Annotated in this window: 16 protein-coding genes; 11 read left to right on the forward strand and 5 right to left on the reverse strand. The window is 69.5% G+C overall.

Annotation, left to right across the window (positions count from 1 at the left end):
• Nucleotides 1–56 precede the first annotated feature (56 nt).
• Complete coding sequence (locus ABZ195_RS19885) at nucleotides 57–1,235, forward strand: cystathionine gamma-synthase (protein WP_355220772.1); 1,179 nt, start codon at nucleotides 57–59, stop codon at nucleotides 1,233–1,235.
• Here the strand turns inward: ABZ195_RS19885 and ABZ195_RS19890 are convergent.
• From ABZ195_RS19890 to ABZ195_RS19900, 3 genes are all read right to left on the reverse strand, one after another.
• A complete protein-coding gene (locus tag ABZ195_RS19890) occupies nucleotides 1,221–1,883 on the reverse strand; it encodes a GPP34 family phosphoprotein (RefSeq protein WP_355220774.1) in 663 nt (220 codons plus the stop codon). The genes ABZ195_RS19885 and ABZ195_RS19890 overlap by 15 nt on opposite strands.
• Nucleotides 1,884–1,889: 6 nt before the next feature.
• A complete protein-coding gene (gene greA, locus ABZ195_RS19895) occupies nucleotides 1,890–2,381 on the reverse strand; it encodes a transcription elongation factor GreA (protein ID WP_263994435.1) in 492 nt (163 codons plus the stop codon).
• A gap of 216 nt (nucleotides 2,382–2,597) precedes the next feature.
• On the reverse strand, nucleotides 2,598–3,020 hold the full coding sequence (locus ABZ195_RS19900) for a DUF4307 domain-containing protein (protein WP_355220776.1): 423 nt from the start codon (nucleotides 3,018–3,020) through the stop codon (nucleotides 2,598–2,600).
• A gap of 141 nt (nucleotides 3,021–3,161) precedes the next feature.
• Here ABZ195_RS19900 and mca point away from each other — a divergent pair, with 141 nt between their 5' ends.
• From mca to ABZ195_RS19920, 4 genes are read left to right on the forward strand one after another with little or no spacing between them, the layout of a single operon-like run.
• Nucleotides 3,162–4,028 (forward strand): mycothiol conjugate amidase Mca, encoded by an 867-nt coding sequence (gene mca, locus ABZ195_RS19905; protein WP_355220778.1) that lies wholly within the window; start codon nucleotides 3,162–3,164, stop codon nucleotides 4,026–4,028.
• A complete protein-coding gene (locus ABZ195_RS19910; RefSeq protein ID WP_355220780.1) occupies nucleotides 4,025–4,309 on the forward strand; it encodes a hypothetical protein in 285 nt (94 codons plus the stop codon). The genes mca and ABZ195_RS19910 overlap by 4 nt, the downstream gene beginning before the upstream one ends.
• On the forward strand, nucleotides 4,299–6,284 hold the full coding sequence (locus tag ABZ195_RS19915; RefSeq protein WP_355220781.1) for a thioredoxin domain-containing protein: 1,986 nt from the start codon (nucleotides 4,299–4,301) through the stop codon (nucleotides 6,282–6,284). The genes ABZ195_RS19910 and ABZ195_RS19915 overlap by 11 nt, the downstream gene beginning before the upstream one ends.
• 10 nt (nucleotides 6,285–6,294) lie before the next feature.
• A complete protein-coding gene (locus tag ABZ195_RS19920) occupies nucleotides 6,295–6,669 on the forward strand; it encodes a nuclear transport factor 2 family protein (protein WP_355220783.1) in 375 nt (124 codons plus the stop codon).
• Here the strand turns inward: ABZ195_RS19920 and ABZ195_RS19925 are convergent.
• Complete coding sequence (locus ABZ195_RS19925; RefSeq protein WP_355220785.1) at nucleotides 6,666–7,397, reverse strand: hemolysin III family protein; 732 nt, start codon at nucleotides 7,395–7,397, stop codon at nucleotides 6,666–6,668. The two genes, ABZ195_RS19920 and ABZ195_RS19925, sit on opposite strands and share 4 nt — an antisense overlap.
• A 56-nt stretch (nucleotides 7,398–7,453) precedes the next feature.
• On the opposite strand from ABZ195_RS19925, the gene ABZ195_RS19930 reads away from it, so the two are divergent.
• From ABZ195_RS19930 to ABZ195_RS19945, 4 genes are all read left to right on the forward strand, one after another.
• The gene (locus tag ABZ195_RS19930) at nucleotides 7,454–8,251 is read left to right on the forward strand and encodes a (2Z,6E)-farnesyl diphosphate synthase (RefSeq protein WP_355220787.1); all 798 of its coding nucleotides are present in this window, start codon (nucleotides 7,454–7,456) and stop codon (nucleotides 8,249–8,251) included.
• A gap of 52 nt (nucleotides 8,252–8,303) precedes the next feature.
• Nucleotides 8,304–9,671, forward strand: coding sequence for a hypothetical protein (locus tag ABZ195_RS19935; protein ID WP_355220788.1), 1,368 nt, complete (start codon nucleotides 8,304–8,306; stop codon nucleotides 9,669–9,671).
• Between the two features lie 100 nt (nucleotides 9,672–9,771).
• Nucleotides 9,772–10,182: a hypothetical protein gene (locus tag ABZ195_RS19940; RefSeq protein WP_355220790.1), complete on the forward strand. Its 411-nt coding sequence runs from the start codon at nucleotides 9,772–9,774 to the stop codon at nucleotides 10,180–10,182.
• A 103-nt stretch (nucleotides 10,183–10,285) separates the two neighbouring features.
• Nucleotides 10,286–10,696, forward strand: coding sequence for a hypothetical protein (locus tag ABZ195_RS19945; RefSeq protein WP_355220791.1), 411 nt, complete (start codon nucleotides 10,286–10,288; stop codon nucleotides 10,694–10,696).
• Between the two features lie 18 nt (nucleotides 10,697–10,714).
• On the opposite strand, the gene coaA is transcribed toward ABZ195_RS19945, so the two are convergent.
• Nucleotides 10,715–11,653 carry a type I pantothenate kinase gene (gene coaA, locus ABZ195_RS19950; RefSeq protein WP_355220792.1) on the reverse strand — a complete coding sequence of 313 codons (939 nt, stop codon included), beginning with the start codon at nucleotides 11,651–11,653 and terminating at the stop codon, nucleotides 10,715–10,717.
• Nucleotides 11,654–11,715: 62 nt separating this feature from the next.
• Between coaA and ABZ195_RS19955 the strand changes: the two genes are divergently transcribed.
• Nucleotides 11,716–12,921: a DUF885 domain-containing protein gene (locus tag ABZ195_RS19955; protein WP_355220794.1), complete on the forward strand. Its 1,206-nt coding sequence runs from the start codon at nucleotides 11,716–11,718 to the stop codon at nucleotides 12,919–12,921.
• A 73-nt stretch (nucleotides 12,922–12,994) separates the two neighbouring features.
• Nucleotides 12,995–14,458 (forward strand): glycine hydroxymethyltransferase, encoded by a 1,464-nt coding sequence (locus ABZ195_RS19960; RefSeq protein WP_355220796.1) that lies wholly within the window; start codon nucleotides 12,995–12,997, stop codon nucleotides 14,456–14,458.
• The last annotated feature ends 16 nt before the right edge of the window (nucleotides 14,459–14,474 follow it).

A 14,474-nucleotide genomic window follows, 5' to 3' on the forward strand; every position in this document is an offset into this window, starting at 1 on the left:
GCTCTTCGTTCTACACCGGCGCCCGCTGATACTCGACACCGTTACCCTGAACGACGATGAGTGAGCAGCGTTCCAAGGCAGATGCATACCGCGCCTACGGTCCCGCGACCAGGGCGATCCATGCCGGTTACCGGCCCGATCCGGGGACCGGCGCGGTCAACGCGCCGATCTACGCCAGTTCGACCTTCGCCCAGGACGGCGTCGGCGGGCTGCGAGGCGGTTACGAGTACGCCCGCACGGGCAACCCGACCCGCGCCGCGCTGGAGGCAGGCCTGGCGGCCGTCGAGGGCGCCACGTTCGGGCGGGCCTTCAGCTCCGGCATGGCGGCCACGGACTGCACGCTGCGCGCAATGCTGCGCCCCGGCGACCACGTCGTCATCCCGGACGACGCCTACGGCGGCACGTTCCGTCTGATCGACAAGGTGTTCTCACAGTGGGGCGTGACGCACACCCCCGTGCCCCTGTCGGATCTCGACGCCGTGCGCGCCGCGATCACGCCGGCGACCAAGCTGATCTGGGTGGAGACGCCGACCAACCCGCTGCTGACGATCGCCGACATCGCCGGGATCGCGGAACTTGCCGCCGCTGCCGGCGTGAAGGTGTTGGTGGACAACACCTTTGCTTCACCCGCCCTGCAGCAACCGCTGGCTCTGGGTGCCGACATCGTGCTGCACTCCACGACGAAGTACATCGGTGGGCACTCCGACGTCGTCGGCGGGGCACTGCTCACCAACGACGAGGAACTCGACGAGGCGTTCGCGTTCCTGCAGAACGGTGCCGGCGCCGTGCCGGGACCGTTCGACGCCTACCTGACGATGCGCGGACTGAAGACCCTCTCGCTGCGAATGGAACGCCACAGCGCCAACGGGGCGCGGGTGGCCGAGTTCCTCGCCGAGCATGCGGCGGTCGACACGGTCCTGTATCCCGGTCTGGCCAGCCACCTCAACCACGACGTCGCGGCCCGGCAGATGTCCGGCTTCGGGGGGATGGTGTCGGCGCGGCTCAAGGGTGGCCAGGACGCCGCCCGGCAACTCTGCGCGCGTACCGAGATCTTCATCCTCGCCGAATCCCTGGGCGGCGTGGAATCGCTCATCGAGCACCCCGGCGCCATGACCCACGCGTCCACCGCGGGGTCGCAGTTGGAGGTGCCCGCCGACCTGGTGCGGTTGTCCGTGGGCATCGAGGACGTCGCGGACCTGCTCGGCGACCTGGAACAGGCCCTAGGAAAGGGTTGAGCGCAGCGCCGAGGCGGTGACCGCCAGGTTGACCTCCGGCAGTGCGCTCGGAGATTCGTCGACCCAGCTGCCGCTGGCGATCTCGGTGGCCCGCGAGTGCACCCACCGCCAGCCCCGATCGTTGAGGCTCAGCAGCGCACCCAGCCCGTCGGCGAAGTGCAGAACGGTGACGATGGCCGCCGTCGACGGGGTGGGTGGCCGCCGGTCGAAGAGGGCCGCCAAGAGGTTGGTGCGGGCGGCGGTGACCCGTTCGCGACGCACGAAGGGCCAGGCGTACTGCGGGTGCAGGGGCGTCGACGGCACCTTGACCCGGCTGATCTCGCCGAGGCGTTCCAGGTGCTGGGCGACGGCGGCCTCCACGCCCTTGCCGACCTTGGCCACGGCCCGAGCCGGCGTCAGCGGCTTCTCGCGAAGCAGGGCGAACGCGGGCTCGACGATCGCGTCGGTCGCGGCGCCCGACTGCAGGGCGACGAGCCGGCCCTGCTCGACGGCGTCACCGGGTGCCGACGGCCGCACGCGACACGCCAGTGCGAGGTCCAGCAGGACGCCGACCGCCAAGACCTTCTCGCGCCGCTGACGCTCCAGCGCGAGTTGGGCGGTGGCGTTGTCGACGAGAAGGAGGAACAGGTCCTCGGCGATCTGCGCCACGAGCGGCTAGGAGTGGTACGGCTCCGCGCTCAGCAGCTCGACCTCGACGGTGCTGCCGTTGGGCACCACGTAGCTGCGCTTCTCGCCGACCTTGGCATCGATGATCGCGCCGCCGAGCGGCGACTTCGGGGAGTAGACCTCGAGCTTGCCGTCGGTCACGCCCTCCTGGCGGGTGCCGATCAGGAACGTCTCGACGTCGCCGCCGTCGACGAACTTGACCTTGACCACCGAGCCGGGCAGCGCGATGCCGGACTGCTTCGGGGCCTCGCCGACCTTGGCGTTGTTGAGCAGCTCTTGGAGCTGCCGGATGCGGGCCTCTTGCTGGCCCTGGTCCTCACGCGCCTGGTGGTAGCCACCGTTCTCGCGGAGGTCGCCCTCCTCGCGTCGGTCGTTGATCTCGGCAGCGATGATGGGTCGGTTCGCGATGAGCTGGTCGAGCTCGGCCTTCAGCCGGTCGAAAGCCTCTTCGGTGAGCCAGGTGACCTGGGTATCCGTCATGTCGTCGCGCTCCTGTCTTGGTCTCGCGCTGTCAGCGGGAAGTGTTCGGCGTATGCCTTGATCGCAGGCGCTGAGGGCGCATTAAAGCAGCAAACACGGCTCCAATAGGAACCGTGTACGCCGTCCATGTTAGCACCGCCAAGACGACCAAACTTCACGTATTGGCTGTTCGGCGTTCTCCCGGGGTTGCCCGGGAGCCGCGCCGACCAAACCTCGTCAGGGTGCGCGGAGGTAGCCCGGCACGTCGGTGCCGCAGCCGTAGACGTCGCCGACCACGGGCGGCCGGGTGGCCGTCACCATCGTCGTGACCTGGACCGTCTCCGCGGTCGAGGGGGGCACCAAGATCTCGCGCCGACCGACTTCGGCGCCGTCGACGGACCGGGCGCGCACGATGCACACCACCGGCCGCGACGGGTCGTCCCGGGTGACGCTGACGGTGACCTCGACGCGGTCGCCGCCCACCAGTCGGTAGCCACCGAGGTCGCCCTTGACCTCCCCGGTGCCAAGCCGCTGATAGGCGACCAGCGCCAGCGCGACGCCGGCGGCCACGATGACGACGAAGAGCACGGCGACCAGCCGACGGCGGGAGCCGGCGGCCATCCGTTGGCGCCCGTAGCGGGCGGCGGGGCGTTCGATCACGCGGTGATTCACCCCTCCGTGGACGGTCGGCATGGGTCTGGTTTCGGACGATTGGACTAGGACTGGAACTATAGGGGCACCCAAACGGGTTGAACCGTGACGACCATGACTCAAGCGACAGGCACCGGAGATTAGGCACACGTGAGCGAACTGCGGTTGATGGCGGTCCACGCCCACCCCGACGACGAGTCGAGCAAGGGCGCCGCGACGATGGCCCGTTACGTGGACGAGGGCGTCCGCGTGAAGGTGGTGACGCTGACCGGCGGCGAGCGGGGCGACATCCTGAACCCCGCCATGGACCTGCCCGAGGTGCACGGCCGAATCCACGAGATCCGCATCGACGAGATGGCGAAGGCCGCCCAGATCCTCGGTGTCGAGCACGAGTGGCTGGGGTTCGTCGACTCCGGGTTGCCCGAGGGTGACCCGCTGCCGCCGCTGCCGGAGGGTTGCTTCGCGCTGGTGCCGCTGGTGGAGTCCACGGAGCGTCTGGTGCGCTCGATCCGGGAGTTCCGGCCGCACGTGCTGACCACCTACGACGAGAACGGCGGTTACCCGCACCCCGACCACATCCGGTGCCACGAGGTGTCGATTGCCGCCTACGAGGCCGCCGCCGACTACCGTCTGTTCCCGGATGCGGGCGAGCCGTGGGCCGTCAGCAAGGTGTACTACAACCACGGTTTCCTGCGCCGGCGCATGCAGCTGTTCCAGGACGAGTTCGCCAAGAACGGTCAGGTGGGTCCGTTCGAGAAGTGGCTCAAGGACTGGGATCCGGAGCTCGACGTCGTCGCCAGCCGGATCACCACCAGCGTCGAGTGCTCGAAGTACTTCGTGCTGCGGGACCAGGCGTTGCTGGCCCACGCCACGCAGATCGACCCGAAGAGCTTCTTCTTCACCACCCCGATGGAGTGGCAGCAGCGGCTGTGGCCGACCGAGGACTACGAGCTGGCGCGCTCCCGCCTCCCCGTGTCGCTGCCCGAGGACGACCTGTTCGCCGGGATCGAACCGTGACCGACCACCTGCTGCTCGTCGTCGGCCTGCTCGCCGACGACACGCCCCGCGACACCGGACCGGACTTCGGCAAGGCCAGCCCGTTCGGCCTGGTGGTCATCGTGGTCCTGCTGATCGGCACCTTTCTGCTGGTGTGGTCGATGAACAAGCACCTCAAGAAGCTGCCGGAATCGTTCGACCCCGAGCATCCCGAGCCCGACCAAGCCGTCGACGACGGGACCGTCGTCGAGCCTGGTGACCCAGGGTCGACGAAGGGCGGTCGTCTCGACGGTGGCGGGTAACGCCCTCGGGGAGGCCACCAGTCCGTACCTGCGCCAGCACGCCGACAACCCGGTGCACTGGCAGCAGTGGACTGCCGAGGCGCTCGCCGAAGCGGCGGTGCGGGACGTGCCGATCCTGTTGTCGGTCGGCTACGCCGCCTGCCACTGGTGCCACGTCATGGCGCACGAGTCCTTCGCCGACGACGAGGTCGCCGCCGCGATGAATGCCGACTTCGTCTGCATCAAGGTCGACCGCGAGGAACGCCCCGATCTCGACGCCGTCTACATGTCTGCGACGGTTGCGCTGACCGGTCAGGGTGGCTGGCCGATGACGTGCTTCCTGACCCCGGACGGCAGGCCGTTCTTCTGCGGCACCTACTACCCGAAGGCGAACTTCCTCGAGCTGTTGGCCGCCGTCGCCGAGACGTGGCGGCAGCGCCGTAGCGAGGTGGAGCGGGCCTCCGATGACATCGCCGGTGAGCTCGCCGCGATGGCGTCCGGTCTGCCCGGCGGTGGCCCGGCGTTGGAAGCGGCGGTGTGCGACCGGGCCGTCGACGACGTCCTCGCCGACGAGGACGTGGCACGCGGCGGCTTTGGCGGTGCGCCCAAGTTTCCGCCGTCGGCGTTGGTGGAGGCGTTGTTGCGCAACGTCGAACGCACCGGCGACGCTCGCGTGCTGGCGACCGTCGAGCGGACGCTACGCGCCATGGCGCGCGGCGGCGTCTACGACCAGCTGGCCGGTGGCTTCGCCCGGTACAGCGTCGACGCCGAGTGGGTGGTTCCGCACTTCGAGAAGATGCTCTACGACAACGCGCTGCTGCTGCGGGCGTACGCGCACTGGGCGCGACGCAGCGCAGACGCGTTGGCGCGCGAGGTGACCCAGGCGACGGCGACGTTCCTGCTGCGTGATCTCGGCGAGGGCGCGATGTTCACCTCCTCGCTGGACGCCGATGCCGACGGGGTGGAGGGGCTCACCTACGCCTGGACGCCCGCGCAATTGCGCGAGGTGCTCGGTGACGACGACGGTGCTTGGGCCGCAACGCTGTTCGACGTGACCGACGCCGGCACGTTCGAGCAGGGAGCCTCGGTGCTGCAGCTGCGGCGTGCGCCCGATTCGGCGTCGCGTTTGGCCAGGGTGCGGGCGACGCTACTGGACGCCCGGCGTACCCGGCCGCAACCCGCCCGTGACGACAAGGTGGTGACGGCCTGGAACGGGTTCGCGATCACCGCGCTGGCCGAGGCGTCGGTGGCGTTGGACAGGCCCGAATTCCTCGATGCCGCAACCCGATGCGCACGGTCGGTGCTCGACCTGCACGTCGTCGACGGCCGGTTGCGGCGAGCCAGCCTTGGCGGCCGGGTCGGCGACAGCGCCGCCATCCTCGAGGATCATGCCGCCCTGGCGACCGGACTGCTGGTGCTCTACCAGCTCACCGGTGACCCGGACTGGCTGGCCGCCGCCACCGGGCTGCTGGACGTCGCGCTGGACCACTTCGCCGATCCCGACCGTGAGGGGCGGTGGTTCGACACCGCCGATGACGCGGAGCGGCTGATGGTCCGGCCGTCGGACCCCCTCGACGGCGCGACGCCGTCGGGTGCGTCGGCGATTACCGAGGCGCTGCAGCTCGCCGCGCACCTGACCGGATCCGAACGGTACGCGTCGGCGGCCCGTGCCTCACTTGCCGCGGCGACCCCGATATTGGTCAAACTGCCACGCTCGGGCGGTCATTGGCTCGCCGTGGCCGAGGCCGAGCTGCGCGGGCCACTGCAGATCGCGGTGGCGTGCGGCCCGTCGGACTCGGCGCTGCTGGCCGCCGCGCGCCGGCTGGCGCCGGGCGGTGCGATGGTCGTCGGGGGACCGGTCGACTCCTCGGAGCTGCTGCGCGGGCGCGACCGAATCGGCGGTCGCGACGCTGCCTACGTGTGCCGCGGGCACGTGTGCGACCTTCCCGTCACCACGGTGGAAGATCTCGCTGCCGCCCTCGTCGCGGCCGTGTAGCGTGCGGCGCATGCCGAGTGCCGAGCTGATGACGCAGAACGTCCACCGCTACCTGGAACTCGTCGGCGAGGCGAAGGTCGACGACATCGCCGAGTTGTACGCCGACGACGCCACGGTCGAGGATCCGGTCGGCGGCGAGGTGCACATCGGGCGCTCGGCGATCCACGGTTTCTACGCCGGCATGCTCGGGATGAAGGCCGAGACCGAGATCATCACGCTGCGCGCGCTCGGCCACGAGGCGGCCTACCTGTGGGCGCTGATCATCGACGGTGGCGAGGCCGGCCGGACGCGCCTGGAGATCCTCAGCGTGATGGCGTTCGACGACGAGGGCAAGATCACGGCGATGAAGGCCTACTGGGGCCCTGAGAACTTCAGCCAGGTCTAACTGAAGACCGCGAACCACATCGCCACGTAGTGGCACGTCGCCGCGACCGCGGTGCAGGCGTGGAAGAACTCGTGATGGCCGAACGTGGTCGGCCACGGGTTGGGCCACTTGAGGGCGTAGAACACCCCGCCGACGCTGTAGAGCGCACCGCCCACGACGAGCAGCACCAACGCCGCGACGCCCGCGCCGTGCATGATCGGCACGATGAAGAACGCTGCGACCCACCCGAGCAGCAGGTAGAGCGGTACGCCTACCCACGCCGGCGCCGACGGCCAGCACATCTTGAGCAGCACTCCGGCCAGGGCGCCGGCCCAGACGATCCAGAACAGCAGCATGCCTTGGTCGGACGGCAAGGCCAGCAGCGCGAACGGCGTGTAGCTGCCGGCGATGAACAGGAAGATCATCGAGTGGTCCAGGCGCTTCATCCACTTGCGCTTGGTCGGTGACACCCAGGTCACACGGTGATAGGTGGCGCTGACGGAGAACATGGCGACGATCGTCGCGGTGTAGAGCAACGTGGCAAGACCCGCCCGCGGGCCCTCCTGCGCCCAGGACACCGCCACCAAGGCTGCACCGGCCACGACCGCGACGACGGCGGAGTAGAGGTGAATCCAGCCGCGTGCGCGTGGCTTGCCGAAGTATTGCGCAACGGCCTCGGGCAGATCCTCTGCCTCGCGGTGACCGGAGGACGATGGATCTGAGTCGGTGGTGTCGATCGAAGTAGCCATGTCGCCTCCGCAATCTGGCATGGGTGGACCCGTTCGTCACAGTAGTCTGGATCCTCGTGGAACTCATTCCCCCGCGACTCAAGGAACCGGCCTACCGGGTCTACGAGGCACGGCTGCGTCACCAGCTGGCGCGGTCGAAATCCCAACTGCCAAGGCACATCGCGGTGTTGTGCGACGGCAACCGCCGCTGGGCGCGTGACGAGGGTCACGCGGACGTGAGCTATGGCTACCTGATGGGCGCCGCCAAGATCGCCGAGATGCTCCGCTGGTGCCAGGACATCGGCGTCGAGATGGCGACGGTCTACCTGCTCTCCACCGAGAATCTGCAGCGCGACCCGGCCGAACTGGCCTCCTTGATCGGCATCATCACCGACGTCGTCGAGGAGATTTGCGCGCCCGCCAACCACTGGAGCGTCCGCACCGTCGGCGACCTGGAACTGCTGGGGCAGGAGTCCGCGCGACGTCTCCGCGACGCCGTCGACGGCACCGCCGCCACGGCACCGGCGGGCGCCTTCCACGTCAACGTCGCCGTTGGATACGGCGGGCGGCAGGAGATCGCCGATGCCGTCCGCGCGGTGCTGAGCAAGGAGCTCGCCAACGGGGCGACGGCCGAGCAGCTCGTCGACTCCGTCACCGTCGAGGCCATCTCCGAGAACGTCTACACCTCCGGCCAGCCCGACCCCGACCTCGTCATCCGGACCTCCGGCGAACAACGACTCTCGGGATTCCTGCTCTGGCAGAGCGCCTATTCGGAGATGTGGTTCACCGAGGCGCACTGGCCGGCGTTCCGGCGCGTCGACTTCCTGCGAGCTCTTCGCGACTACACGCTGCGAGACAGGCGCTACGGCCACTAGCTGGGCGTGATGCTCTTCGCGCAAGCGCTCATCGCCGTGACAGACTGAACCCGTGGCGGCGATGTCCGCGGTGGTGTTCGGCCTGAGCTGGTGGCTCGGGCTGTATCTGTTGGCGCGCGATCCCCGCAAACCCGTTCTCCTGCTCGCCGCACTGGGCCTGTCGAGCTTCGCCGTGGTGGTCGCACTCGACGCCGTGCGACATCTCGGTTCCCCGCACGCCGCCCTGCTCAGCCACCTCGAGGTGTACCTGGTGGTCGTGCCCGGGGTGGCGTGGTTCGCGGTGCTGCTGGAGCTGACCCGGCCCGGCGACTCGTGGCGTGGCCGCGTGGGTGAGGTCGGTGCGGTCGCGGTGGTCGCCACGCTGGCGTTGCTCGGCGCGTCGATGGCCGGCTCCGTCGACGGCCCGCTGCGCGCCGGGCACTGGGTGATGTTCGCCGTCGTCTCGCTGGCGACGCTGGGCGCGATGGCCAGGATGCTGGCCGGCGGACGTCGGCCGAGTTCGGTGACGGGGTCGGTGGTGCTCGCCACCCTGTTCTTCGCGCTGGGCAACGCCATCCTGGTGATTCCGCTGGGCCTGGTGCCGAGCTGGTTGGCGTTGGCGTCCACCGGTTTCGACGTCCTGCTGCTGGGTGTGGCCGTGGCGCTGTGGGATTCGTTCGACGAGGGTCAGGCGCTGCGCGCGGACATGCTGCGGTCCTTCACCGGCAGCGTCGTCGTCGGCGTGCTCTTCGGTGGGCAGGTGCTCGTCGGAATGGCGGTCACCGACCAGCACTCGGCGCTGTCGGTGCTGCTGTTCACCAGCCTCGCGGTGGCCATCGGCATCAACGCGATGGCCGACCCGTTGGCCGGCGTGCTGGACCGGCTCGCGTTCTCCCGCTCACCCGCCTTGCGGGCCGACCGGGCCGCCCTGCGCCGCACCGAGGCGGCACTGCCGCTGCGGTCCGACGATCCGCTCGACGGCGTCGACGACGAGACCTTCGTCCGGTTGACCCGCCGCGCGCTGGGCCACTACGGCGATCTGTCCAAGTTGGTGGCCAGCCCGCTGACGGCGCTTCCCGTCATCGACGAGCGACTGCGGCGCCGCGGTGCCCCCGATCAGCCCCTCGAACGAGCCAACGAGTTGCGGGCCCTGCTCGCCGACCGGATCGCCGCGCTGCGGCCCCGCGACGGCTCCGAGTTCGGCACCACCGAGCAATGGCGCCACTACAACTCGCTGTACTTCCCCTACGTCGTCGGGGTGCGGGCGTACGCGCAGAACGCGACCGCTGCGGGGCTGGACCCCGTCGCCAAGCGGGCGTGGCAGTGGTTCGTCACCGAGGTCCCGCAGCGCTCGCTGCACAACTGGCAGAACGCGGCGGCCCGCGTCATCGCCGCCGATCTGCGCGGCACGCGGGTGGCGTCGGTCACCGACGCGTCCTGACCTGCGGCTGGCAGTAACTGGCAGCGTTCGGCGTCGATGTGGCAGCGCGTCGGCGAGCAGAGTCGGAGGCGTCCCACCCCCTCAACGTCGAGGAGCCGCCATGACCGCCACCATCACCACCCGACCGCTCTCGGACAGCTCCGACAGCCTCCTGCGCTTCGCGATGCGCGCCGACGCCACGGTGTGCGCCGGCCTCGGCCTGATGCTCGCCTTCGCCGCCGACCCGCTCTCGCGCCTCTCGGGGCTCTCGGCGACCGCTGAGTGGCTCGCCGGGGCCGCCCTCGTCGTCTACGGAGTGGCGCTCTACGTGTTGGCCGCCGTCCCGTTCGTCCGGCGCATCGGCGTCGGCATCGTCGTGGCCAACGTGGTCGCCGCGGTGGCGGCCCTCGCGGTCGTGGCCGCCGGTCTGTTGCCGCTGACCGCGACCGGTGTGGCGATGATGCTGGCCACCGTCGCCGCCACCCTCGGGCTGGCATATCTGCAGTACCTCGGTGTGCGCCGGCTGGCGTGACACCCACGAGTTCCGATGCGTGGTCGCACGCGGCGAGAGGTCACCGCGGGCGGCCCGCATCGGTCGGCAGTAGCTCGAATACACCACCAGGAGGGGAAGATCCATGTCCACCATCACCGCAACCACTCACACCGGGGCCAAGGACTCGTTCCTCAGGTTCGCCATGCGACTGGATGCCGTCGTCAGCGGTCTCGTCGGTGTCGTCGGCGTCGCACTGGCGCCGCGCATCGCCGAGATGTCCGGCACCACCGCTGCATTGGAGTACTCGGTCGGCGTCTTCTTCGTCGCCTACGGCGTCGCCGTGTTCGCCCTGTCGCGGATGGCCCACGTCCGCACGCCGGGCATCGTCGTCACCGTCGGCAACGCCCTCTTTACCGTCGGTGCCGTCGCAATCGTTCTGGCCGGCATCTGGCCGCTGACGACGACCGGCGTCGTGCTGACCCTCGGCAGCGGGGTGTTCACGTTGGTGATGGCCGATCTGCAGTACCTCGGGGTGCGCCGCCTTCGCGCCTAGTCCCCGAAATCGCTCGGGTCAGAGCTTGCGCAGGCGGAGCCGGTTGATCGCGTGGTCGGCGTCCTTGCGCAGCACCAGCGTGGCCCGCGGCCGAGTGGGCAGGATGTTGTCGATCAGATTGGGCCGGTTGATCGAATGCCAGATGTCGCGGGCGGCGAACACCGCCTGCTCGTCGGTCAACGTCGAATAGTGATGGAAGTGCGACTGCGGGTCGGCGAACGCGCCGGCCCGCATCGCCAGGAACCGGGACACATACCAGCCCTCGATGTCCTCGATGCGGGCGTCGACGTAGACCGAGAAGTCGAAGAGGTCCGAGACCATCAACGCCGGGCCGGTCTGCAACACGTTGAGACCCTCGAGGATGAGGATGTCGGGGTGCCGCACGGTCATCTGCTCGCCGGGGATGATGTCGTAGAGCAGGTGCGAGTACACCGGCGCGGACACCTGGTCGGATCCCGACTTCACCGCCGTGACGAAGCGCATCAGCGTGCGCCGGTCGTAGCTCTCGGGAAAACCCTTGCGGTGCATGAGGTTTCGACGCAGCAGCTCGGCGTTGGGATAGAGGAATCCGTCGGTGGTGACGAGGTCGACGCGGGGGTGGTGTTCCCAGCGGGCCAGCAGTGCCTGCAGCACGCGGGCGGTCGTCGACTTGCCGACGGCCACGCTGCCCGCCACGCCGATCACGAACGGCACCGGCCGGTCGGGATTCTGGTGCGGCTCGCCGAGGAACTCGGCGGTGGTGGCGAACAGTCGCTGGCGTGCGGCGACCTGAAGGTGGATCAACCGCGCGAGCGGCAGGTAGACCTCTTCGACCTCTAGCAGGTCCAGTTGTTCGCCGAGACCGCGAAGCCCGAGGACCTCACTCTCCGTGAGCTTCAACGGGGTCGACATCCGCAACGAACGCCATTGACTCCGGTCGAACTCGACGTACGGACTCGGCTCGCTCGTCCGCGCCATGGCCCTCCAAGTTTCCCGTCGCAACGCTCGCACCGGCCAGTGTTGCATTTACCGTTGAGCGCATGGACGCCACCACCGTCATTCGCGAGTACCTGCTCCTGGGTCTGAGGTTCGACCGCATCGAGGAGGGTTACGTCGACTCCTACACCGGCGACCCCTCGCTCAAGGCCGTCGTGGCCGCGGAGCCGCCGCCGGATCCGGCCGATCTCGCGCGTCAGGCGACGCGGTTGATCGCCGAGGTGCCGGGCGCCGACGGCCTCGACGACCAGCGGGCGGACTACATCGCCGCACATCTGCGGGCGCTGGCCAGTGCCGGTCGCAAGTTCGCGGGGGAGGACATCGGCTTCGTGCAGGAGGTGCACGACTACTTCGACGTGGACATCGTCAAGGGTGACCCGGACGTCTACCGCGAGGCGCACCGCAAGCTCGACGAGGCCCTCGGCGGCGAGGGCGACCTGGCCGAGCGCATGCAGAGCTACCGCACCGGCGAGGAGATCCCGCCGGAGCGGCTCGAGGAGTGCATCCACGCGTTCTCCAGCGCACTGCGCGACCGGGTGCGCGTCGACTTCCCGTTGCCCGACGCCGAGACCATCACCTACGAGATCGTCACCGACAAGCCCTGGTCGGGATTCAACTACTACGAGGGCGAGTACCGCTCCACGGTGGCGGTGAACGCCGACCTCAAGCAGCAGATGTCGGGGCTGCCGCGGCTCGTCGCGCACGAGTCCTATCCCGGACACCACACCGAGCACTGCCGCAAGGAGGCCGGCCTGGTGGCTCGCCGGGGGCAGACCGAGCAGACGATCTTCCTGGTCAACACCCCGCAGTGTCTGATGGCCGAGGGGCTGGCCGATCTGGCGCTGTACGCGGCGATCGGACCGGCGTGGGGGTCCTGGGCGGAGGAGATCTACGCCGACCTCGGGTTGCGCTTCGACGGCGAACGCGCGGTGGCAATAGCGGACGCTGGGCTCCTGCTCGCTGATGTCCGCCAGGACGCCGCGCTGATGCTGCACGACGAGCACCGCGACGTCGACGACGTGGTCGCCTTCCTGCAGCGGTGGCAGCTGACCAGCGAGACGCGCGCCCGGCAGTCGCTGCGATTCCTGTCCTCGCCGCTGTGGCGCGCGTACACCAGCACCTACGTCGAGGGGTACCGGTTGCTGCGCGCCTGGCTCGACGCCCGCCCCGCAGAAGTCACGCTCACCGAGAGGTTCGGCAGGCTGCTCGACGAGCCGCTGGTGCCGTCGGCGTTGCGGCCGGCGGCTTAGGTACGGCGGCTCAACGGGTGCGGACCGCACGGCGGGCAGGAACGACGCGACCGCGGGCCATTAGGCTGGGCACATGACTGCCGAGTCCGTGACAAGCCCTTCTTCCGCGCTGGGCGCCGAGTACGCCGAGACCGCGAGCGCCGCGTATGCGGCCGCGTTGAAGGTCATCGAGTCCGTGGAACCGCGCATCGCCGCGGCGACGCGTCAGGAGCTCGCCGATCAGCGCGATTCCCTGAAGCTGATCGCGAGCGAGAACTACGCCTCACCGGCCGTGCTGCTGACGATGGGCACGTGGTTCTCCGACAAGTACGCCGAGGGCACCATCGGTCACCGCTTCTATGCGGCCTGCCAGAACGTCGACACCGTCGAGTCGCTGGCCGCCGAGCACGCCCGCGAGCTGTTCGGCGCGCCGTACGCCTACGCGCAGCCGCACTCCGGCATCGACGCCAACCTCGTCGCGTTCTGGGCGATCCTCGCCACCCGCATCGAGGCTCCCGAGCTCGCGGAGCTGAGCGCCAAGAACGTCAACGACCTGTCCGAGGCCGACTGGGAGAAGCTGCGCGCCAAGCTCGGCAACCAGCGGCTGATGGGCATGTCGCTCGACGCGGGCGGCCACCTCACCCATGGCTTCCGGCCCAACATCTCCGGCAAGATGTTCCACCAGCGCAGTTACGGCACCGACCCCGAGACCGGCCTGCTCGACTACGCCAAGGTCGCCGCGGCGGCCCGCGAGTTCAAGCCGCTGGTGCTCGTCGCCGGCTACTCGGCCTATCCGCGCCGGGTGAACTTCGCCAAGATGCGCGAGATCGCCGACGAGGTCGGCGCCACGTTCATGGTCGACATGGCGCACTTCGCCGGCCTGGTCGCCGGCAAGGTGTTCACCGGCGACGAGGACCCGGTGCCGTTCGCCCACGTCACCACGTCGACGACGCACAAGTCGCTGCGCGGTCCGCGCGGCGGTCTGGTGCTTGCCTCGGCGGAGTACTCCGACGCCGTCGACAAGGGGTGTCCGATGGTGCTCGGTGGACCGATGGCGCACGTGATGGCCGCCAAGGCCGTCGCCTTCGCCGAGGCCCGGCAGCCGTCGTTCCAGGAGTACGCCCAGCGCATCGCCGACAACGCCAAGGCGCTGGCCGACGGCTTCCTCACCCGGGGTGCCCGCCTGGTCACCGGCGGCACCGACAACCACATCGTGCTGCTCGACGTCACCTCGTTCGGTCTGACGGGCCGCCAGGCCGAGTCGGCACTGCTCGATGCCGGCGTCGTGACCAATCGCAACTCGATTCCGGCCGACCCGAACGGCGCCTGGTACACCAGCGGCATCCGCTTCGGCACGCCGGCGTTGACGACCCGCGGGTTCGGCCCCGCGGAGTTCGACCGGGTGGCCGAACTCGTCGTCGAGGTGTTGAAGAACACCCAGCCCGACGGAACGTCGAAGGCGAAGTACGTCCTGGGCGACGGGGTGGCGTCGCGTGTGCGCAGCGTGTCGGCAGAACTGCTGGCCGCGAACCCGCTGTACCCCGGTCTGACGCTCTAGCGGGACACGCCGCCAG

The organism is Mycobacterium sp. NPDC006124, from assembly GCF_040614235.1.
Classification (GTDB): Bacteria; Actinomycetota; Actinomycetes; order Mycobacteriales; family Mycobacteriaceae; genus Mycobacterium.

What these genes read in the sequence shown, in the direction of transcription:
- ABZ195_RS19955 (WP_355220794.1), top strand. Translation starts at nt 11,716, where the DNA reads ATGGACGCCACCACCGTCATTCGCGAGTACCTGCTCCTGGGTCTGAGG.
- ABZ195_RS19925 (WP_355220785.1), bottom strand. Translation starts at nt 7,397, where the DNA reads ATGGCTACTTCGATCGACACCACCGACTCAGATCCATCGTCCTCCGGT.
- coaA (WP_355220792.1), bottom strand. Translation starts at nt 11,653, where the DNA reads ATGGCGCGGACGAGCGAGCCGAGTCCGTACGTCGAGTTCGACCGGAGT.
- ABZ195_RS19920 (WP_355220783.1), top strand. Translation starts at nt 6,295, where the DNA reads ATGCCGAGTGCCGAGCTGATGACGCAGAACGTCCACCGCTACCTGGAA.
- ABZ195_RS19940 (WP_355220790.1), top strand. Translation starts at nt 9,772, where the DNA reads ATGACCGCCACCATCACCACCCGACCGCTCTCGGACAGCTCCGACAGC.
- ABZ195_RS19960 (WP_355220796.1), top strand. Translation starts at nt 12,995, where the DNA reads ATGACTGCCGAGTCCGTGACAAGCCCTTCTTCCGCGCTGGGCGCCGAG.
- greA (WP_263994435.1), bottom strand. Translation starts at nt 2,381, where the DNA reads ATGACGGATACCCAGGTCACCTGGCTCACCGAAGAGGCTTTCGACCGG.
- ABZ195_RS19945 (WP_355220791.1), top strand. Translation starts at nt 10,286, where the DNA reads ATGTCCACCATCACCGCAACCACTCACACCGGGGCCAAGGACTCGTTC.
- ABZ195_RS19885 (WP_355220772.1), top strand. Translation starts at nt 57, where the DNA reads ATGAGTGAGCAGCGTTCCAAGGCAGATGCATACCGCGCCTACGGTCCC.